We start from the raw sequence: 21,986 nt of genomic DNA, 5'->3' as shown, positions 1-21,986 counted from the left end.
ATAGAAATACCTATCAGTACTTTGTAACTCTATAACAATATTTTTTAAGGGGGGACATTTTTATGTCAGAACGTAAATTATTCACGTCTGAATCTGTATCTGAGGGGCATCCAGATAAGATTGCAGACCAAATTTCAGATGCGATTTTGGATGCTATTTTAGCTAAAGATCCAGATGCGCACGTTGCTGCTGAGACAGCTGTCTACACTGGTTCCGTCCATGTTTTTGGTGAAATTTCTACACATGCTTATGTGGATATTAACCGTGTGGTTCGTGACACCATTGCAGAGATTGGTTATACGAATACAGAATATGGTTTTTCTGCGGAGACGGTGGGAGTTCATCCGTCACTTGTTGAGCAGTCACCAGATATCGCCCAAGGGGTTAACGAAGCCTTGGAGGTTCGTGGAAATGCAGATCAAGATCCGCTTGACTTGATTGGAGCTGGAGACCAAGGGCTCATGTTTGGATTTGCGGTGGATGAGACAGAAGAACTCATGCCATTGCCAATCTCACTCAGCCACAAGCTAGTTCGTCGTTTGGCAGAACTTCGTAAGTCTGGTGAAATCAGCTATCTCCGTCCAGATGCTAAATCACAAGTTACAGTTGAGTATGATGAAAATGACCGTCCGGTACGTGTGGACACAGTCGTGATTTCAACTCAGCACGATCCAGAAGTTAGCAATGAACAAATTCACAATGATGTGATTAGCAAGGTTATCAAAGAAGTTATTCCAGCCTCTTACTTGGATGAGCAAACAAAATTCTTCATCAATCCAACTGGTCGCTTTGTAATCGGTGGACCTCAAGGGGACTCAGGTTTGACTGGTCGTAAGATCATCGTGGATACCTATGGTGGCTATTCTCGTCATGGCGGTGGTGCCTTCTCTGGTAAGGATGCGACGAAGGTGGACCGTTCAGCCTCTTATGCAGCTCGCTACATTGCCAAGAACATCGTTGCAGCAGGTCTTGCTAAGAAGGCAGAAGTACAATTGGCCTATGCCATCGGTGTGGCCCAGCCTGTTTCCGTTCGTATCGATACTTTTGGTACAGGAACAGTAGCTGAAAGCAAGCTTGAAAAAGCAGCGCGTCAAATCTTTGACCTTCGCCCTGCAGGAATTATTCAAATGCTGGACCTTAAACGTCCAATTTACCGTCAAACAGCGGCTTATGGACATATGGGACGTACAGATATTGACCTTCCATGGGAACGTTTGGACAAGGTAGAGGCTTTGAAAGAAGCTGTGAAATAAAATGAAAAAGATTGGTAGTTGTGTACTACCAATCTTTTTTGCAAAAGAAAACCAGCTTTTGGCTGGTCTTCTTATTTTATAGGGATTGAAATCTCAATCAATTTATCAGAATAAAGCGTCTTGATATTGGCTTCATCAATGCTTTCCTTGTCGATTTTACGTTTTAAGAAGAAGTCTTGGATAGTTTCGATTTCAGGTTCACGAATAGCACGGTGTTTGTTGGAAATGAGGATTTCATAGTGAAGCGGGGCTTGTGTGAAAACTACATCTGTGTTTCCAGCAGAATAGACCTCGACAAGAGTTGCGTCTGTGCTTTCTAATTGGCTTTTAACAAGTTGCGAGTGTGAATTAGTCGTGTTGATAAGCTTCATAACAGTTCCTCCGATTTTCTAACTCTATTATAGCACTTTTTGGATAAAATCGTGTATTTTAGCCAATTCCATGCTGGATTTTCCAAGCTTCAATTCCCCATTTATGGCTACCACGTTTGAGTTTTTCAATAGCCTCGTCAATAGGAAACCAAGCAATATGATTAAAATCTTCCAATGGTTTTTGTACTTCTTGGAAAGAAATAGCTTCATAGAGATAAGCTGGATTGTAGTAGTAGGTATCACGGTGGCGAGAGTAAAAATACTCATCAGCTTGTCCATAATAGATTCCGATTTCAGCTGTAAAGCCAAGTTCTTCGATTAGTTCTCTCTTCAGTGCTTCTTGATGATCTTCGCCTGCTTCAATCTCTCCACCTGGCAAGAACCAAGCACCATTGGGAGCTTGAACTAGGACAATTTGTTTTTTCTCCGCATCCGGAATAACTGCGTACACACCATAGCGGGGCTGGTAAGTCACATTCTCTTTTTTATCACCATAAGTTGGGTTTGCCATTGCATTTTCCTCATTCTCTAGTATCTTTATTATTATCATAATGGACGAGGCGCTAGCTGTCAAGAATAAACCAACGAACTGGTGCAGAAAAAGCTACTTTGTCTTGGTCAATCCTTGTCTCGTTAAACTTTCCAACCCTAGCTCTTTAACTGGTATAATAAAAGAGAGGTGATTATATGGCCGAATCAAGACTATTTCGTATCCTATATCTACTTTTAGAAAAAGGCAGTGCAACAGCTCCTGAATTAGCCCGATTATTTGAAGTATCTGTACGAACGATTTATCGCGATATTGAGCGGTTGAGTATGGCGGGGATTCCCCTTTATTCGATACCTGGAAAGACGGGCGGAATCTTTTTAATGAAGGACTTTGTTCTGGATCGTACTCTCGTGTCGGAGGATGAAAAATTAGAACTTCTATCAGCTTTGCAAGGAATTCAAGCCCTGACAAATGACAGGCAAGATATGTTACTTGAAAAGTTGGAATCTATTTTTCAAGTTTCTACCAGCCCTTGGATAGAAGTAGACATGACTGACTGGAGGAAGCGAGAAGGTCAAAAAGAATTATTTGATAACATCAAACATGCTATTCTAGAGAAAAGGCAACTGGTGATTACTTATCTAGGTGGGAGTGGTCAGAAAACGATTCGTACAGTCGAACCCTTTAAACTCGTATTTAAAAAGAGAGATTGGTACCTTCATGCCTACTGTTGTTTGAAAGAAGAGTGGCGTTTTTTCAAATTATCTAGAATTAGGAATTATCATCTAACAACTGAAACTATGAAGCAGAAAAATGTGCTGGATTGCATCGATAGTTCAGATCAAGTGGCACATCAAATCAAAGTTTCCTTGAAGTTTAGTCCCAAGCTTGCTTTCCGGGTTTATGAAGATTTTTCAGAAGATGAGATTAGCTTGGGGAAAGATGGGTGTTATTATGTCAAGACAGTCCTACCAGAGCATGAAAGTCTGTATACTTACCTCCTGTCTTATCTAGATGGGGTGGAAATACTCGCCCCCAATCATCTGAAGAAGGAATTGCTTTCTAGATTAGAAAAAATCCAAAAACTTTACAAACCTTGACAAAAGATGTCAGGGTTTTGGTGCTATACTAGAGATAGAAAGGAGAAGAACCAAATGAAATACGAATGGAGAAAAGAAGCAAAAAATCTTTATCAAGTGAAAGCTAGGCCCAGCATCTTGCAGGTGCCAGGTCAATCCTATATCGTGATTGATGGTAAAGGTGATCCAAATCAAGAAGATTTTTCAGAACGCGTAGGGGCCTTATATGCCTTAGCCTATGCGATAAAGATGAAGTATAAAAAAGCTCCTCTGGATGAGGTTTACACGGATTTTACAGTCTTTCCTTTAGAAGGTGTATGGAAAAAGGAGAAGGAGGGAGAACTGGTAAAAAGTGAGCTTTCTTATAGCATTATGATTGGGCAACCCGATTTTATTACGCGAGAACTATTTGAGGTAGCTCTGAACGAGGTCAAAATCAAGAAGCCAAATCCTCTCTATGAGGCTATTCGTTTTGAAATGATAGAAGAAGGCCAAATCCTTGCTATGCTTCATGTAGGACCTTTTGATACTGAAAATGAGACTTTTGCAGAGATGGAGCATTTTTGTCAACTTCATAAACTCAAAAGAACTTCGGAAGTCCACCGAGAAATTTATCTCAATAACCTTCATCGAACGGAGCCAAGCAAATTAAAAACAATTCTTCGCTATCAAGTTCAAGAAGAGAATTAAAAAAAAGAACAGGAAATCTTGTTTCCTGTTCTTTTTATGAGATTTATTCTTCTATTTCAGAAGCAATCTCTTCTGTTTTCTCAGTTTTTTTGGCAGATTTGATTTGAATATTGCCATTGCTTGTCATAACTGCCTTGAGGTCTTTTTCACTTGGGTTTTCAAGGTAGAAGTCAGTGATGGCATCCTCGATATGGTCTTGAATAGTACGGCGGAGTGGGCGTGCCCCCATTTTTGGATCATAACCTAAGTCAACCAACTTTTCCTTGACCTTGTCTGTCACATCGAGGTGGATATTGTTGCTAGAGAGGCGTTTGTTGACATCCGCTAGCATGAGTTCGACGATTTGGAGAAGGTTGTCCTTGCTGAGAGGTTTAAATTCGATGATGCCGTCAAAACGGTTCATAAACTCTGGGCTAAAGAAGTTACCGAGTTCACCGAGGACAGAGTTGGTTCGACCTTCACGAGCAGCTCCAAAACCAACGCTGGCTTCGGCCTTACCGGTACCCGCATTTGAAGTCATGATAATGATAGCATCTTTAAAGCTAACTGTTCGTCCTTGCCCATCAGTCAAACGACCATCGTCCAATACTTGAAGGAACATGTGCATCACATCTGGGTGGGCTTTTTCAACTTCATCGAGAAGGATGAGAGAGTAAGGATTGCGACGAACTTTTTCAGTCAGTTGACCAGCTTCGTCATAGCCTACATAGCCTGGAGGGGCTCCGACCAATTTAGCCACACTGTGTTTTTCCATGTATTCACTCATATCAAAGCGAATCATGCTGTCAGCAGAACCAAAGAGCTCAATGGCTAGTTGTTTGGAAAGTTCTGTCTTACCGACACCAGTTGGTCCGACAAAGAGGAAGCTTCCGATTGGGCGGTTAGGAGTTCCAAGTCCAACACGATTACGACGGATGGCCTTAGCAATCTTATCGACAGCTTCATCTTGACCAATGACATGAGCTTTGAGGTCGTCTGCTAGATGGATAAGCTGAGACTGTTCTTTTTCTTTGAGTTCTCCAACAGGGATATTGGTTTTCTGCTCAATGATATGTTCGATTGTTTTCTCGCTAATGATAGGAGTATCCTGATCGGTCACCTTGTTCTTCTGCATTTCCTTGTACTTGGCAATCTGATCGCGGAAATAGGCAGCCTTTTCAAAGTCTTCCTCTCGAGTAGCTTGAGCCTTGAGATTCTCAGCTTCAATTAAACGCTGATCAATCACTTTAGGATCAACAAAGTTCAGCGTCAGATTCATCTTAGAACCAGCTTCATCTAACAGGTCAATAGCCTTGTCTGGCAAGAAGCGGTCTTGGATATAGCGATTGGAAAGATTTGCAGCAGCTTCGATAGCAGCGTCTGTGTACTTGACGTGATGGTAGTCTTCGTATTTCTTTTGAACCCCTTTGAGGATGATAATGGTTTCTTCGACAGTTGGTTCATCAACTTTGACAGGCTGCATACGGCGTTCCAAAGCAGCATCTTTTTCAATGATACGGTATTCATTGAGAGTAGTGGCTCCGACCATTTGCAATTCACCACGGGCAAGGGCTGGTTTGAGGATATTGCCTGCATCCATATTGCCATCACCTGCTGACCCTGCACCAACAATTTCATGGATTTCGTCGATAAAGAGGATGATGTCCTCGCGTTTGCGAATTTCTTCCATGAGCTTTTGCATACGTTCTTCAAATTGGCCTCGAATACCTGTTCCTTGGACTAGACTGACTACATCCAGACGGATGACCTGCTTGCCTTGGAGTTTATAGGGAACATCGCCATCGACAATCTTCTGAGCTAGCCCTTCGACAACGGCTGTTTTACCAACACCTGGTTCTCCGATAAGGACAGGGTTGTTCTTGGTTCGACGGTTTAGGATTTCGATAACGCGGATAATCTCCTCATCTCGACCGATAACAGGGTCAATATCTCCCCGACGAGCAATCTCAGTAATATTGATACCATATTCCTCTAGGAGTCCTTTTTCTTGACTAGGAGGTGTTTGAAGTGGGCCTCGGTTTTGAGGTCCATAACCACCGTTTCCTCCATATCCTCCACCAGATTGAGTTGGAGGGACGTTATTAGAAGAAGGTTTGAAATTGTTCAAATCATTGAAAAAGTCGCCGAAAGGATCAAAGTCATGATTGTTTAAGTCAGTCATTCCTTTAAAGAGGGTATTATTTGGATCTGTTTTGATAATTTTATAGCAATTTTGACAGAGATCAATTTGCTTTTGCTGTCCATTGATATTGGTATACAGATGAATTGTTGAGTCGTTAATTTTACAGTTTTGACAGAGCATACATCTACCTCATTTCATTCTTATTCTTGGTCTAAGAAAAAGGTCAAGAATAGTCAAAGTTTTATACTCTCATTATAGCATGATTAAGGTGTAAAGCAAGTAAAAAGATTGGGAAGTGGTCGTTTTTAAAAGAGGGATTTATGAAGAATCCAGCGACATTGAAGGTAAGAAAAAATCCCATTTGTGGTGACAAAAAGGATTCTCATTTATCGGGCCCTACTGCCCGTTGTTTTTATATTAGTAAAGGAGTTCGTAGATCTCCATTGCAATCAAATCAATGCTATCAAATGTATAAGTTTCACGAGCTTCTACATCGCGAAGGGTGAAGAGTGATCCGTTTTCTTCGTCATGGCTGTATGCAACTTCTGCGACAACAACACCTTCACGTTCAAAATTACGTTTTAGATTTCCACCATCTTTTGTCATTGCTTCTAGGCGGTTAATGATTCTAACCAAATGTGATTCCATTTTGATTCTCCTCCATTTCTTATCGTTTCTATTTTACCATAAACAAGAGGTAGTTGACTAGAAAAAAACTGTGATTTCTCTCTATTTCTCTATTCTATCAAGTTAATTGTTAAAATTAGGGAAAAAGGATTGCATTTTAATTCAATTCATGTTATAATCATACAATCTAATACATAGAAAGTTGATTGAATATGAATTTTTCTTTTTTACCAAAGTATTTACCATATTTTAACTATGGTGCTCTGATTACCGTATTGATTTCCATCCTTGTTGTCTGCTTAGGGACCATTATAGGTGTGTTACTGGCCTTTGCCCAACGTTCACGCTTTAAACCGCTCGTTTGGTTTGCAAATGTGTATGTTTGGATCTTCCGTGGTACTCCAATGATGGTTCAAATAATGATTGCCTTTGCCCTTATGCATATCAATGCTCCGACTATTCAAGTGGGAATTTTAGGAGTTGATCTTTCTCGTTTGATTCCTGGTATTCTGATTATTTCTATGAACAGTGGTGCTTATGTTTCAGAAACTGTTCGTGCGGGGATCAATGCGGTTCCTAAAGGGCAGTTAGAGGCTGCATATTCTCTAGGTATTCGTCCGAAAAATGCCATGCGTTATGTCATTTTGCCACAAGCTATCAAAAATATTCTTCCAGCTCTTGGAAACGAATTTATCACCATTATCAAGGATAGTTCCCTCTTATCAGCGATTGGGGTGATGGAGTTGTGGAATGGTGCAACGACAGTAGCAACAACAACTTATTTACCGTTGACTCCTCTTTTATTTGCAGCCTTTTACTATTTGATTATGACCTCTGTTTTGACAGTGGCGTTGAAAGCATTTGAAAAACATATTGGACAAGGAGACAAGAAATAATGACAGAAACCTTGATTAAAATTGAAGAACTACATAAGTCTTTTGGGAAAAATGAAGTTTTAAAAGGCATCAATCTTGAGATTAAACGTGGAGAAGTTGTGGTCATTATTGGTCCGTCAGGGAGCGGGAAATCAACCCTCCTTCGTTCGATGAATCTCCTTGAAGAAGCAAGTAAAGGTAAGGTTATCTTTGAAGGAGTTGATATCACAGATAAGAAAAATGACCTTTTTGCCATGCGTGAAAAGATGGGCATGGTATTCCAACAATTCAACCTCTTTCCCAATATGACAGTGATGGAAAATATCACTTTGTCACCAATTAAAACCAAAGGTGAAAGCAAGGAAGTTGCGGAGAAAAGAGCACAGGAACTGTTAGAAAAAGTTGGCTTGCCAGATAAGGCGACGGCTTATCCACAGAGTTTGTCAGGTGGTCAGCAGCAACGGATTGCCATTGCACGTGGACTTGCTATGGAACCAGATGTTTTGCTCTTTGATGAGCCGACTTCAGCCCTAGACCCTGAGATGGTTGGAGAAGTTCTAGCTGTTATGCAAGACCTCGCTAAATCAGGGATGACCATGGTGATTGTGACTCATGAAATGGGCTTTGCGCGTGAGGTAGCAGACCGTGTTATCTTTATGGCGGATGGGGTTGTTGTCGAAGATGGAACGCCAGAGCAAGTCTTTGAACAAACCCAAGAACAAAGAACCAAAGATTTCTTGAGTAAGGTTTTGTAATACCTCATTTTTAGAAGAAATGGAGTAGGCATCATGGCTTCCAGTAAAGAATATTTAGATTTTATTCTCGAACAGCTATCAGAGCTAGAGGAGATGAGTTATCGTCCAATGATGGGAGAGTATATCCTTTATTATCGTGGGAAGATTATTGGAGGAATTTATGATAATCGTTTGTTACTGAAGCCTGTGAAGGTGGTCATGGATCAACTGGGACAGACTAGGCTTGAACGTCCTTATGAAGGAGCTAAGGAGATGATTTTGATAGAAGACATTGAAGATAAATCATTTCTAATGAAATTAATTAAGGAGATGTATGAAGTCTTACCGGCTCCAAAAGTCAAAAAGAAAGCATGACAGATTTACCTAGTATAAATAGGCATAAAAGCTCGACAAGGGCTTTTTCTTATAGTTTCAGACTATAAGGTCCATTAGGCAAGAAGTGTTAGGATGGCGAGTTATTTTTTGATATAATAGAGGATATTTGATAGAAAAGAGAAGAGATATGGCTCAGATTATTGATGGGAAGGCTCTTGCGGCTAAGTTACAAGGACAGTTGGCTGAAAAGACGGCCAAACTAAAAGAAGAAACAGGTCTAGTTCCAGGATTGGTAGTGATTTTGGTGGGGGACAATCCTGCCAGCCAAGTCTACGTTCGCAATAAGGAACGGTCAGCTCTCGCTGCTGGCTTCCGTAGTGAAGTAGTGCGAGTTCCAGAGGCCATTACCCAGGCGGAATTGTTAGACTTGATTGCCAAATACAATCAAGATCCAGCTTGGCATGGGATTTTGGTTCAATTACCTTTGCCAAAACATATTGACGAAGAGGCAGTTTTATTAGCTATTGACCCCGAAAAAGATGTGGATGGTTTCCATCCCCTAAACATGGGGCGTCTCTGGTCTGGTCATCCAGTTATGATTCCTTCGACACCTGCAGGAATTATGGAGATGTTTCATGAATATGGGATTGATCTAGAAGGTAAAAATGCGGTTGTTATCGGTCGCTCAAATATCGTTGGGAAACCAATGGCTCAGCTTCTTTTGGCTAAGAATGCGACTGTGACCTTGACCCACTCACGCACCCATCATCTTGCCAAGGTGGCTGCTAAGGCGGATATTCTTGTCGTTGCAATCGGTCGTGCTAAGTTTGTGACAGCTGACTTTGTCAAACCGGGAGCGGTTGTCATTGATGTTGGGATGAACCGAGATGAAAATGGCAAGCTTTGTGGAGATGTTGATTATGATGCTGTTGCACCACTTGCTAGCCACATCACACCTGTACCGGGTGGAGTTGGTCCTATGACGATTACCATGCTAATGGAGCAAACCTATCAGGCAGCGCTTCGAACACTAAATAAGGACTAGGAAGATGAAATTCGTATTTGACCTGGATGGAACGCTATCTTTTGACTACATGACCATAGATGAGGAGATTCAGCAGGTTCTTTTAAAGGCTGAAGATTATGGGCATGAGCTTGTGTTTGCCTCGGCTCGCTCTTATCGGGATTGCTTGGGTTTATTAGGCCCTGAACTCAGTCAGCGCTTGGTCATAGGTTTGAATGGTGGCGTAGCCTATCATTTGGGGAAGGCTATCTTCGAAAGGAATCTCGATGCTAGAGTTTATCATGCGCTAGTGGATTATTGCCAGACTTATAATCTCCCTTTTTTTGCAGATGATTGCTTTGACTATAGTGGACAGATTGTAGAGAAGATTCCATTTATTTCCAGTGTGGATCCCCTAAAGGTAGCTCGTCATCAGAAACTCGAGGACTTAGGTACTCCGATTAAGGTAGTCGTTTATATGGGTGACCATGAGGAGTTGCTTGATGATCTGCTTGGTCAGCTAGAAAGACTAGGACAGGCTCATCTCTCCTATCATGCGCATGAAAAGTGCCTTTATGTTAATCCCTTGGATACTCATAAGGCGACAACTGTTGAAAAGTTATGCGGGGAGAACTTCATCGCTTTTGGAAATGACCAAAACGATATTGAACTATTTAAAACATCGCTCTATTCTGTCCAGATAGGAGATTTTGCTGGCCTTACTCCATATGCAGATGACACGTTAGAGATAAAAGGAGCTCCTTCTCCAGCAGTGGCAGCTAAAATCTTACAGACCTTTGCGGAATTTAAGGGAAAATAGTGTAGAAGGAGGTTTGCCCCTCCTTTTGTAGTATAATGGAGTGAGAGGAAAAATCGATGAAAGTGATTGATCAAACTTTATTAGAAAAAGTTATTATTGAACGTTCTCGTACCAGTCATAAAGGAGACTATGGCCGTCTGCTCTTGCTTGGTGGGACCTATCCTTATGGTGGAGCCATCATCATGGCTGCCTTGGCAGCTGTCAAAAGCGGGGCAGGTTTGGTGACCGTTGGAACAGATAGGGAAAATATCCTTGCTCTACACAGTCATTTACCTGAGGCCATGGCATTTTCTCTTCAAGATCAGCAATTGTTAAAAGAGCAGTTGGAAAAGGCAGAAGTTGTCTTGCTAGGTCCGGGTTTGCGAGAGGATGCATTCGGAGAAGAACTCGTAAGAAGGTTCTTTGACAGCCTTAGAAAAGACCAGATTTTGATTGCAGATGGCGGTGCTTTGGGCATCTTAGCAAAAGCTCATTTGACATTCCCATCTAGTCAGCTCATCCTAACTCCCCACCAAAAGGAATGGGAAAGACTGTCTGGTATAGTTCTTGACCATCAAAATACAGAGGCGACTGCTAGGGCTCTTTCTGCTTTTCCTCAAAGGACGATTCTAGTCGAGAAGGGTTCAGCGACTCGTATCTGGAAAGCTGGTCAGTCTGAATATTATCAGTTACAGGTTGGAGGTCCCTATCAAGCAACTGGTGGGATGGGAGATACTCTGGCTGGGATGATTGCAGGTTTTGCAGGTCAGTTTCACCAAGTCAGTCTCTATGAGAGAGTGGTGGCAGCAACTCACCTTCATTCAGCTATTGCGCAAGAACTAGCTCAAGAAAACTACCTTGTCTTGCCTACCGAAATTAGTAAAGCTCTTCCGAAAACAATGAAAAAAATATCTCAAAAAGGCAGCTAATACCTTGGTTGCCTTTTTATGTTGATGTAGCTTTGTTGATAAGGTTTTCAAATACCTCAGAACTAGCGACCAACTGCTGAACTTGCGTGAAATTCTCACTTTTAAGGTCTTGATTTTTACTCAAACTCGCAAGGAAAGCGAGATTGTTATCAAAGTTGAGGGGTGTCAAATCATGCTTTTTTTGATATAATTTTTAATGATGAATGCGAGAAATGATCGGTATGTGGTCGTTGATTTAGAGGCGACCAGCACCGGAAGCAAGGCAAAAATTATTCAAGTAGGCATTGTGGTGATTGAGAATGGTGAAATCATTGATCAGTATGCGACCGATGTCAATCCCCATGAACCCTTGGATTCTCATATCAAAGAATTAACGGGTCTGACCGATCAGCGTTTGGCTGCGGCACCAGAGTTTTCTCAGGTGGCCGGAAAAATTTTTGAATTGGTTAAGGACGGTATTTTTGTTGCGCACAATGTACAGTTTGATGCCAACCTTCTTGCAGAATTTCTCTTTTTTGAAGGATATGAATTGCGTACACCGCGGGTGGATACAGTTGAGCTTGCCCAAGTTCTATATCCTCAGTTTGAAAAGTATAACTTAGGTATCCTTTGTCAAGAGTTGGGCATTGAGCTGGAACATGCCCATACTGCCCTGTCAGATGCTCAGGCAACAGCTGAACTCTTGCTCTACATGCGTCAAAAACTATTTGAGTTACAAAAAGGGCTCTTAGAAAGCTTGCTAAAACTTGCAGACAACCTTCTCTATGAAAGTTATCTGGTGATTGAGGAGGTCTATCAGCAACAATCTCTCTTATCTTCGCCCGACTTGATGGAACTTCATGGGCTTTTCCTCAGAAAGGAAAGCAAAGCCTTAGTCCCACAAAAGTTATCCAAAGACTTTGCTAAAAACATTTCTTTATTGGGGCTGGAGGAACGTCCACAGCAGCTGGATTTTGCGGAGAAGGTTGAGCAATTATTGGAAGAACACCAAACTTCCTTTATCCAAGCCCAAACGGGACTGGGCAAGACTTATGGTTATCTCCTTCCAGCTTTGAACTCGGAGAGTGAAGCTGGAATCCTAGTGAGCGTTCCGACCAAAATTCTTCAAAATCAAATCATGCAAGAAGAAGGTCAGCGCTTAAAAGAGGTCTTCCATCTGGAAATTCATAGTCTCAAGGGGCCTCAAAATTACTTGAAACTGGATGCCTTTCACCGAGTCCTCCATCGACCGGAGTCCAATCGCCTTTTCACACGTTTTAAAATGCAACTGCTCATCTGGTTAACAGAGACAGAGACTGGTGACTTGGACGAAATCGGGCAGCTTTATCGCTACCAGCACTTTCTGCCGGAACTAGTCCACGATGGTAAGCTTTCAAAGAAAAGTTTATTTGCTACAGAGGATTTTTGGAAACGAGGGCAGGAAAAGGCCAAGACCAGTCGCGTTCTCTTGACTAATCATGCCTATCTGGTCACTCGTTTGGAAGACAATCCAGAGTTTGTCGACAACCGTTTGGTGATCTTGGATGAAGCTCAAAAAATGCTGCTAGCCCTTGAAAATCTAGCCCAGCAGGCTTACCGCCTTGAGGAACTTGTAACTCAAATTGAAAAGTCCTTGGAGTCAGTGGAGGATTTGGTTCAGAAACGCTTGCTTGAGAGTATCGGCTTTGAATGTCGTTACTTGATAGAGCACTATCAGTCAGGTCTGAAGAATGGAAAGTGGTTGGATTCTCTTGAAGAGTTGCGCCAGCATTTTTCGGAGTTAGCTCTCCCAGAGTATAGAGAGACTGCAAACTTTTTCACGTCGGACCGTGAATTTTGGCTTGCTACAGCAGAAAAATCGAGCAAGGATGTCTTGATTTGTTCAAGCAAAAAAGGCCGCTTTATACTAGCAGACCTATTGCCAGAAGATTGTAGGCTCCTAGGAGTATCGGCCACTCTTGAAATCAGCAATCGGGTTTCCTTAGCAGATTTACTGGGATTCCCAGATGCTCCACTTGTTAGGCTTGATGTAGCAAAGCAGGAACAACAAGAAGTCTATCTAATTGATGACTTTCCTCTCGTTACCGAAGTTTCACCTGTTGACTATGCTAGTGAAGTGGCTTCTGTCATTCGAAGCTTACAAGCCTTTCAAGAACCCTTATTGGTCTTGTTTACCTCAAAAGAAATGTTGCTGGCAGTTTCGGACCTGCTCGACCAACCTCATCTAGCTCAGTATAAAAATGGGGAACCAAGCCAACTGAAAAAACGTTTTGAAAAAGGTGAGCGCCAGATCTTGCTTGGAACAGGTAGTTTCTGGGAAGGGGTTGATTTTTCAACCCATCCTTGTGTAATTCAAGTGATTCCGAGATTGCCTTTCCAAAATCCCCATGAACCGTTAACCAAAAAATTAAACCAGGAACTGCGTCAAGAAGGGAAAAATCCTTTCTATGATTATCAGTTGCCGATGGCGATCATTCGGCTAAAACAAGCCTTGGGTCGTACTGTTAGACGATCTGACCAAGGTTCGGTCGCTGTAATCTTAGACAGCCGTGTTGTCAGCAAGCGTTACGGCAAACAAATCGCTCAGGCCTTGTCAAAAGAAAGGGCTGTTCAGGTTCTTTCTAGAGAACGGCTAGAGCCTGCTGTAGCTGATTTTCTCCAATCCCATCGCAATAGAATGAAAGAAAAATCTAAGAAAGAGAAAAGGTAAAAAATATGAAACGTTCCTTCGACTCTCGAGTCGATTATAGCCTCCTCCTACCAGTGTTTTGTTTACTGGTGATTGGAGTAGTGGCCATTTATATAGCAGTTAGTCATGACTATCCAAATAATGTATTACTAATTCTAGGTCAGCAAATCGCTTGGATTTCCTTGGGCCTTGTCATTGGTTTTGTGGTCATGTTCTTTAATACCGAGTTTTTATGGAAGGTGACTCCCTATCTTTATGGTCTAGGGCTAGCTTTGATGATCCTACCTCTTGTTTTCTACAATCCAAATCTTGTAGCGTCAACAGGTGCCAAGAACTGGGTATCGATTGGTGGAACGACACTTTTCCAGCCATCGGAATTCATGAAGATTTCCTATATCTTGATGTTGGCTCGAGCCATTGTAAGATTCACTCAAAAACACAAGGAATGGAGACGGACTATTCCCTTGGATTTCCTACTGATTGGTTGGATGATCGCCTTTACCATACCAGTCTTGATACTCTTAGCCCTACAAAGTGACTTGGGGACTGCCTTGGTCTTTGTAGCTATTTTTTCCGGTATGGTTCTCCTTTCAGGTGTTTCGTGGAAGATCATCATTCCGGTTTTTGCGACAGGAGTGACTGCAGTTGTAGGTTTTATGGCCATCTTTATAAGCAAGGATGGACGTGCCTTCTTGCATCAGATTGGGATGCCAACTTACCAGATCAACCGCATCTTGGCTTGGCTCAATCCCTTTGACTTTGCACAAACAACAACATATCAACAGGCGCAGGGACAAATTGCGATTGGAAGTGGTGGCTTGTTTGGACAAGGTTTCAATGTGTCCAATCTCCTCATTCCAGTACGCGAGAGCGATATGATTTTCACCGTAATTGCTGAAGACTTTGGCTTTATTGGTTCAGTCTTTGTGGTTGCTTTATACTTGCTTCTCATCTACCGTATGTTGAAGATTACGCTCAGGTCAAATAACCAGTTCTACACCTACATTTCGACTGGTTTTATCATGATGTTGCTCTTCCATATCTTTGAAAATATCGGTGCCGTGACAGGCTTACTTCCTTTGACAGGGATTCCTCTGCCATTTATTTCTCAAGGGGGATCCGCAATTATTAGTAACCTCATCGGTGTCGGTCTCCTCTTGTCTATGAGTTACCAGACCAATCTAGCAGAAGAGAAAAGTGGAAAAGTTCCATTCAAACGAAAGAAAGTCGTCCTAAAACAAATCAAATAAGGAGGCCACTATGGCAACAGTAGCAGTTATTTTAGCCCAGGGTTTTGAAGAAATTGAAGCCTTGACAGTAGTCGATGTCTTGCGTCGAGCAAACATTTCTTGTGATATGGTAGGATTTGAAGAGCAGGTGACAGGGTCACATGACATTCAGGTAAAAGCTGACCGTATCTTTGATGGTGATTTGTCCGACTATGACTTGGTAGTTCTTCCAGGTGGTATGCCAGGCTCAGCTCACCTACGAGATAATCAAGCGCTCATTTCACAGATTAAAGCCTTTAACCAAGCAGGAAAGAAAATTGCTGCCATCTGTGCAGCCCCAATCGCTCTTCATCAAGCAGGTGTCCTGAAAGACAAGCACTTTACTTGTTATGACGGAGTTCAGGAGCAAATTACTGACGGAATTTATCAAAAGCAAACAGTAGTTGTGGATGGCAATCTAACAACTAGCCGAGGACCGTCAACCGCACTTGCCTTTGCCTATGAATTGGTAGAGCAATTAGGAGGAGATGCTGAAAGTTTACGAGACGGCATGCTCTATCGAGATGTCTTTGGAAATCAACAGTAAGACGAGAGTTCGGCTCTCGTTTTTTAATTTACTCCATGTCTAAAAAATGTTTCATATGATTGTCTTGCGATTTTATATCAAACTTTTATAAATCAATCAAGATTCGTTTAACATAAGAAGGAATCTATCTCTAGAAATGTTAGTGTTTTCAAGTTGTTAGATAGAATAGTTCAGATTTCTACTGAAATCAATAGATTCATGAAAAGATATAATATTCAATAAATGCTATATTAAACGGTCTTATCATGCGAATTAATCTGCTTGTATTAATTTGAAATATAAAGTACTTTCTCTGTAATATAATTGAAACATGTTACTAGTATATTAAAATTAGTAAGAATTTTTTGCATATACGAAACTGGGGGAGTGATATGTTGAAAGCATTTGGAAAAATATTCAAAGTCATTAGAGAATCAAAAAAAATGTCCCTGAAAGAGGTAGCTGCTGGTGATATTTCCGTAGCTCAGCTATCCCGTTTTGAACGGGGAGTTAATGGGATCACACTTGATTCTTTTTATTGCTGTTTAAAAAATATGGCCGTTTCCCTAGAGGAGTTTCAGTATGTTTACCATAATTACATTGATTCAGATGATGTGCTGTTTTCAAAAAAAGTAGCTGATGCATATCAGGAAAACAATGTTGTCAAGCTCCAAAATATTTTGTCAAGCTCAGAAGCTTTGACCGAACAGTTTCCTGAGAAGAAAAACTATAAACTCAATACGATCATTGTCAGAGCTCTTCTGTCTTCCTGTTGCTCAGATTTTCAGATTAGCAAGAAGGATATAGAATTCCTGACGGATCATCTCTTTTCTGTTGAGGAGTGGGGACGTTATGAACTCTGGCTTTTTACAAACAGTGTTGATTTGATGACCTTGGAAACGTTGGAAACCTTCGCTAGTGAGATGATCAATCGTACCCAGTTTTATAACAACCTACCTGAAAATCGCCGCCGTATTATCAAGATGCTACTTAATGTCATTAGCGTCTGTATAGAAGGAAACCATCTGCTAGTTGCTATGAGGTTTCTCAATTATCTCGACCACTCTAAAATCCCTGAAACAGATCTATATGATCGAACGCTGATTAAGTATCATAGGGCTCTGTATGCCTATAAGGTCGGGAATACTAATGCTCTCAGTGATATCGAGCAATGCCTATCTTTTTTTGAATTTTTAGATTCCTTTGGTGTTGCCCAAAAGCTTAAAGAACAGTTTGAAAGAATTTGCCTTTCATAGTTGTAGATGTGCAACAAAAAAAGATCATTTTGAAAAATATACTAGAATAAGGGCATAACTTTATACTAAATTCAGAAGGAGGTTTTATGATGGAGAAAAAGATTCATTATAAGATGCATAAAGTTAAGAAAAACTGGGTAGCCATTGCTTTGACTACCTTGGCCCTTATTGTAGCACCAAAGGTACTTGGTCTAGAACCAGGCGTTGTCCATGCGGATGATGTAAAGCAGGTTGTGGTTCAAGAACCTGCTACAGCTCAGACTAGTGGTCCGGGTCAGCAAACTCCAGCCCAAGCTAACGTAGCTTCTGAGAAAGAAGCAGAAAAAGCAACCCCTGCAGACAAGGTGACAGGCGATGTTGCTGCTAGTGAAAAACCTGCTAAACCAGCAGAAAATACGGAAGCAACAGTTCAAACCAATGCTCAAGAGCCTGCTAAACCAGCAGATACGAAAGAAGCATCTACAGAAAAGGCTGCTGTTGCAGAAGAAGTTAAAGCTGCTAATGCAATCACAGAAACTCCTAAAACAGAAGTAGCAGAGCAGAATAAACAAGCAGGGCCAACAACTGCCCAAGACCAAGAAGGCGACAAACGAGAAAAATCGGCTGTTGAAGACAAGATTGTTGCAAATCCAAAGGTTGCAAAGAAAGATCGCTTGCCCGAACCTGCTCAAAAACAAGGAGCAGTAGCTGAAAGAATGGTGGCAGATCAGGCTCAACCTGCACCTGTAAATGCTGACCATGATGATGATGTCCTATCTCATATTAAGACCATTGATGGTAAAAATTACTATGTTCAGGACGATGGTACAGTTAAAAAGAACTTTGCAGTTGAACTTAATGGTAGAATACTTTATTTTGATGCAGAAACTGGTGCCTTAGTTGATTCAAATGAATATCAGTTCCAACAAGGAACCAGCAGTCTCAATAATGAATTCTCCCAAAAGAATGCTTTCTATGGTACGACTGACAAGGATATTGAAACTGTAGACGGTTATTTGACAGCAGATAGCTGGTATCGTCCAAAGTTCATCTTAAAAGATGGAAAAACATGGACGGCTTCGACAGAAACAGACTTACGTCCTCTTTTGATGGCTTGGTGGCCTGATAAACGTACTCAGATTAATTACCTCAACTATATGAACCAGCAAGGTCTGGGAGCAGGTGCTTTTGAAAACAAAGTTGAACAAGCTCTCCTGACAGGAGCTTCTCAGCAGGTTCAGCGCAAAATTGAGGAAAAAATTGGTAAAGAAGGCGATACCAAATGGTTGAGAACGCTGATGGGTGCCTTTGTCAAAACCCAGCCAAACTGGAATATCAAGTCAGAGTCTGAAACAACTGGTACTAAAAAGGACCACTTGCAGGGTGGAGCTTTGCTTTATACTAATAATGAGAAGAGCTCTCATGCTGACTCTAAGTTCCGTCTGCTTAACCGTACCCCTACTAGTCAAACAGGTACACCTAAGTACTTCATTGACAAGTCAAACGGTGGTTATGAGTTCTTGCTCTCTAGCGACTTTGACAATTCTAATCCAGCTGTTCAGGCCGAACAACTCAACTGGTTGCATTTTATGATGAACTTTGGAAGCATCGTAGCCAATGATCCGACTGCTAATTTTGATGGAGTTCGTGTCGATGCGGTGGACAATGTCAACGCAGACTTGCTCCAAATCGCATCTGACTACTTCAAGTCTCGCTACAAGGTTGGAGAAAGTGAAGAAGAAGCTATTAAGCATTTGTCTATCTTGGAAGCTTGGTCTGATAACGATCCTGACTACAACAAAGATACTAAGGGTGCTCAACTAGCAATTGACAACAAGCTACGCTTGTCCTTGCTTTATTCATTCATGCGTAATCTATCTATCCGTAGCGGAGTAGAGCCAACGATTACAAATAGTCTAAATGACCGTTCTTCTGAAAAGAAAAATGGCGAACGAATGGCTAACTATATCTTTGTTCGGGCTCATGATAGTGAAGTACAAACTGTTATTGCCGACATCATTCGAGAAAATATCAATCCAAATACGGATGGTTTGACCTTTACCATGGATGAACTCAAGCAAGCCTTCAAGATCTACAACGAAGATATGCGCAAGGCGGACAAGAAATATACGCAGTTCAACATCCCAACTGCTCATGCTCTCATGCTCTCCAATAAAGACTCTATCACTCGGGTCTACTATGGTGATCTCTATACCGATGATGGTCAATACATGGAGAAAAAATCTCCTTACCACGACGCTATCGATGCCTTGTTGCGTGCTCGTATTAAGTATGTAGCAGGTGGACAAGACATGAAAGTCACTTATATGGGTGTACCTCGTGAGGCTGATAAATGGTCTTACAATGGTATTTTGACTTCTGTGCGCTACGGTACGGGTGCTAATGAAGCAACAGATGAAGGAACAGCAGAAACTCGTACTCAAGGGATGGCTGTTATTGCTTCAAACAACCCTAACCTCAAGTTAAATGCGTGGGATAAACTGCAAGTCAATATGGGAGCAGCCCATAAGAATCAATACTATCGCCCTGTGCTTTTGACGACCAAAGATGGTATTTCCCGCTATCTAACTGACGAAGAAGTGCCGCAATCGCTCTGGAAGAAGACAGATGCTAATGGTATTTTAACCTTTGATATGAATGATATTGCAGGCTACAGCAATGTACAGGTTTCTGGATATCTGGCTGTTTGGGTACCAGTTGGCGCTAAGGCAGATCAGGATGCTCGTACAACAGCAAGCAAGAAGAAAAATGCCAGTGGTCAGGTTTACGAATCTAGCGCAGCCCTTGATTCTCAGTTGATTTACGAAGGATTTTCTAACTTCCAGGACTTTGCAACACGCGATGACCAATATACCAATAAAGTCATTGCTAAAAATGTCAACCTCTTCAAGGAATGGGGAGTAACTTCATTTGAGCTACCACCTCAGTATGTATCTAGCCAAGACGGTACTTTCTTAGATTCTATCATTCAGAATGGTTATGCCTTTGAAGACCGCTACGATATGGCCATGAGTAAGAACAATAAATATGGTTCTTTAAAAGATTTGCTCAATGCTCTCCGTGCGCTTCACAGTGTCAATATCCAAGCCATCGCGGACTGGGTACCAGATCAAATCTATAACCTACCAGGTAAGGAAGTAGTAACAGCAACACGTGTCAACAACTATGGAACCTACCGTGAAGGCGCAGAAATTAAGGAAAAACTCTATGTAGCTAATAGTAAGACCAATGGGACTGATTTCCAAGGTAAGTACGGTGGAGCCTTCTTGGATGAGCTTAAAGCTAAATATCCAGAAATCTTTGAACGAGTACAGATTTCCAATGGTCAAAAAATGACAACAGATGAGAAGATTACCAAGTGGTCGGCTAAGTACTTCAATGGTACCAATATCTTAGGTCGTGGTGCTTACTATGTTCTTAAAGACTGGGCTAGCAACGACTACCTCACTAACAAAAATGGCGAGATCGTATTGCCTAAGCAATTAGTTAATAAGAATGCTTACACAGGATTTGTTAGTGATGCCAATGGTACTAAGTTCTATTCAACTAGTGGTTATCAAGCTAAAAATTCCTTTATCCAAGATGAAAATGGAAATTGGTATTACTTCGATAAACGAGGTTATCTTGTAACAGGTGCTCATGAAATTGATGGCAAGCACGTTTATTTCTTGAAGAATGGTATTCAACTTCGTGATTCTATCCGTGAAGATGAAAATGGTAATCAGTACTACTATGATCAAACTGGTGCCCAAGTTCTCAACCGTTACTACACTACTGATGGTGAAAACTGGCGTTACTTTGATGCCAAGGGCGTTATGGCTCGAGGTCTTGTCAAGATAGGAGATGGACAGCAATTCTTTGATGAAAACGGCTATCAGGTTAAGGGCAAGATTGTGAGTGCTAAGGATGGCAAACTTCGTTACTTTGACAAGGATTCAGGAAATGCTGTTATCAATCGTTTTGCTCAGGGTGATAACCCAAGTGATTGGTACTATTTTGGAGCAGATGGAGTTGCTGTGACAGGTCTTCAAAAGATTGGTCAACAAACACTTTACTTTGACCAAGATGGCAAGCAAGTCAAGGGTAAAATCGTGACACTTTCAGATAAGAGTATCCGTTATTTTGATGCTAACTCAGGAGAAATGGCAGTCGGCAAGTTTGCAGAAGGTGCCAAGAACGAATGGTATTACTTTGACCAAACTGGAAAAGCAGTGACAGGTCTTCAAAAGATTGGCAAACAAACACTTTACTTTGACCAAGATGGCAAGCAAGTCAAGGGGAAAGTAGTAACTTTAGCTGATAAATCCATCCGTTACTTTGATGCTAACTCAGGAGAAATGGCAGTTGGCAAGTTTGCAGAAGGTGCCAAGAACGAATGGTATTACTTTGACCAAACTGGAAAAGCAGTGACAGGCCTTCAAAAGATTGGCAAACAAACACTTTACTTTGACCAAGATGGCAAGCAAGTCAAGGGTAAAATCGTGACACTTTCAGATAAGAGTATCCGTTACTTTGATGCTAACTCAGGAGAGATGGCAACCAACAAGTTTGTCGAAGGTTCCCAAAATGAGTGGTACTATTTTGACCAAGCTGGAAAAGCAGTGACAGGCTTGCAGCAGGTTGGTCAACAGACTCTCTATTTCACGCAAGACGGCAAGCAAGTCAAAGGAAAAGTTGTTGATGTGAATGGGGTTAGTCGATATTTCGATGTCAATTCAGGAGATATGGCTCGAAGCAAATGGATTCAACTTGAAGATGGAAGTTGGATGTATTTTGACCGCGATGGTAGAGGTCAAAACTTCGGAAGAAACTAATCGAATTTAGCTCAATAAAAATCAAACTTTATCTGATGATATACAAAAACGATAACACCTTAAAAGGACGTTATCGTTTTTTGCTTGTTTGGAGAATAAATTACAATTGAAAAGAAAGATGGAATCATTGGAAACTGTAATGAATT

18 protein-coding genes are annotated in these 21,986 nt (G+C 41.4%); 14 read left to right on the top strand and 4 right to left on the bottom strand.

Annotated elements, in window-relative coordinates; all coding sequences use genetic code 11:
* Positions 1-62 precede the first annotated feature (62 nt).
* On the top strand, positions 63-1,253 hold the full coding sequence (metK, locus tag CO686_RS06255) for a methionine adenosyltransferase (RefSeq protein WP_049549844.1): 1,191 nt from the start codon (positions 63-65) through the stop codon (positions 1,251-1,253).
* Between the two features lie 71 nt (positions 1,254-1,324).
* Here the strand turns inward: metK and CO686_RS06250 are convergent, their stop codons facing one another.
* Together CO686_RS06250 and CO686_RS06245 are read right to left on the bottom strand one after the other, a co-directional pair.
* The gene (locus tag CO686_RS06250) at positions 1,325-1,624 is read right to left on the bottom strand and encodes a DUF1827 family protein (protein WP_000767203.1); all 300 of its coding nucleotides are present in this window, start codon (positions 1,622-1,624) and stop codon (positions 1,325-1,327) included.
* Positions 1,625-1,682: 58 nt separating this feature from the next.
* Positions 1,683-2,135 carry an NUDIX hydrolase gene (locus CO686_RS06245; protein ID WP_049549843.1) on the bottom strand — a complete coding sequence of 151 codons (453 nt, stop codon included), beginning with the start codon at positions 2,133-2,135 and terminating at the stop codon, positions 1,683-1,685.
* 176 nt (positions 2,136-2,311) lie between these two features.
* Here CO686_RS06245 and CO686_RS06240 point away from each other — a divergent pair, with 176 nt between their 5' ends.
* The gene (locus CO686_RS06240) at positions 2,312-3,214 is read left to right on the top strand and encodes a helix-turn-helix transcriptional regulator (RefSeq protein WP_049549842.1); all 903 of its coding nucleotides are present in this window, start codon (positions 2,312-2,314) and stop codon (positions 3,212-3,214) included.
* A gap of 54 nt (positions 3,215-3,268) precedes the next feature.
* Positions 3,269-3,883, top strand: a complete 615-nt coding sequence (locus tag CO686_RS06235; RefSeq protein ID WP_065371690.1) for a GyrI-like domain-containing protein — start codon at positions 3,269-3,271, stop codon at positions 3,881-3,883.
* A 43-nt stretch (positions 3,884-3,926) separates the two neighbouring features.
* Here the strand turns inward: CO686_RS06235 and CO686_RS06230 are convergent, their stop codons facing one another.
* Both CO686_RS06230 and CO686_RS06225 read right to left on the bottom strand, forming a co-directional pair.
* Positions 3,927-6,185 (bottom strand): ATP-dependent Clp protease ATP-binding subunit, encoded by a 2,259-nt coding sequence (locus CO686_RS06230; protein WP_084936956.1) that lies wholly within the window; start codon positions 6,183-6,185, stop codon positions 3,927-3,929.
* A 237-nt stretch (positions 6,186-6,422) separates the two neighbouring features.
* Positions 6,423-6,653 (bottom strand): DUF1797 family protein, encoded by a 231-nt coding sequence (locus CO686_RS06225; protein ID WP_000443577.1) that lies wholly within the window; start codon positions 6,651-6,653, stop codon positions 6,423-6,425.
* Positions 6,654-6,844: 191 nt separating this feature from the next.
* On the opposite strand from CO686_RS06225, the gene CO686_RS06220 reads away from it, so the two are divergent.
* The 11 genes from CO686_RS06220 (at position 6,845) to CO686_RS06170 (ending at position 21,840) form a co-directional block, all read left to right on the top strand.
* Entirely contained in the window at positions 6,845-7,528 is a 684-nt protein-coding gene (locus tag CO686_RS06220; RefSeq protein ID WP_001011622.1) for an amino acid ABC transporter permease, read from the top strand.
* Positions 7,528-8,262 carry an amino acid ABC transporter ATP-binding protein gene (locus CO686_RS06215; RefSeq protein WP_049549839.1) on the top strand — a complete coding sequence of 245 codons (735 nt, stop codon included), beginning with the start codon at positions 7,528-7,530 and terminating at the stop codon, positions 8,260-8,262. The genes CO686_RS06220 and CO686_RS06215 overlap by 1 nt, the downstream gene beginning before the upstream one ends.
* A gap of 33 nt (positions 8,263-8,295) precedes the next feature.
* Positions 8,296-8,616 (top strand): TfoX/Sxy family protein, encoded by a 321-nt coding sequence (locus CO686_RS06210; protein WP_049549838.1) that lies wholly within the window; start codon positions 8,296-8,298, stop codon positions 8,614-8,616.
* A gap of 148 nt (positions 8,617-8,764) precedes the next feature.
* Positions 8,765-9,622 (top strand): bifunctional methylenetetrahydrofolate dehydrogenase/methenyltetrahydrofolate cyclohydrolase, encoded by an 858-nt coding sequence (locus CO686_RS06205; RefSeq protein WP_049549837.1) that lies wholly within the window; start codon positions 8,765-8,767, stop codon positions 9,620-9,622.
* Positions 9,623-9,626: 4 nt separating this feature from the next.
* A complete protein-coding gene (locus tag CO686_RS06200; RefSeq protein ID WP_096753625.1) occupies positions 9,627-10,400 on the top strand; it encodes an HAD hydrolase family protein in 774 nt (257 codons plus the stop codon).
* Between the two features lie 56 nt (positions 10,401-10,456).
* A complete protein-coding gene (locus CO686_RS06195) occupies positions 10,457-11,308 on the top strand; it encodes an NAD(P)H-hydrate dehydratase (protein WP_049549835.1) in 852 nt (283 codons plus the stop codon).
* A gap of 199 nt (positions 11,309-11,507) precedes the next feature.
* Positions 11,508-13,997: a bifunctional DnaQ family exonuclease/ATP-dependent helicase gene (locus CO686_RS06190; RefSeq protein ID WP_436404988.1), complete on the top strand. Its 2,490-nt coding sequence runs from the start codon at positions 11,508-11,510 to the stop codon at positions 13,995-13,997.
* A 5-nt stretch (positions 13,998-14,002) separates the two neighbouring features.
* Positions 14,003-15,226, top strand: a complete 1,224-nt coding sequence (locus CO686_RS06185; protein ID WP_096753623.1) for an FtsW/RodA/SpoVE family cell cycle protein — start codon at positions 14,003-14,005, stop codon at positions 15,224-15,226.
* A 10-nt stretch (positions 15,227-15,236) separates the two neighbouring features.
* Positions 15,237-15,791, top strand: a complete 555-nt coding sequence (locus CO686_RS06180; protein ID WP_049549834.1) for a DJ-1 family glyoxalase III — start codon at positions 15,237-15,239, stop codon at positions 15,789-15,791.
* Positions 15,792-16,162: 371 nt separating this feature from the next.
* Positions 16,163-17,026: a helix-turn-helix domain-containing protein gene (locus CO686_RS06175; protein ID WP_000909920.1), complete on the top strand. Its 864-nt coding sequence runs from the start codon at positions 16,163-16,165 to the stop codon at positions 17,024-17,026.
* 86 nt (positions 17,027-17,112) lie between these two features.
* A complete protein-coding gene (locus CO686_RS06170; protein WP_096753622.1) occupies positions 17,113-21,840 on the top strand; it encodes a glycoside hydrolase family 70 protein in 4,728 nt (1,575 codons plus the stop codon).
* Positions 21,841-21,986: the final 146 nt, after the last annotated feature.

This window comes from Streptococcus oralis, from assembly GCF_002386345.1.
GTDB classification, from domain to species: domain Bacteria; phylum Bacillota; class Bacilli; order Lactobacillales; family Streptococcaceae; genus Streptococcus; species Streptococcus oralis_S.
Note: the sequence above shows the minus strand (reverse complement) of the source record. Positions and strands in the feature narration are given on the sequence as shown.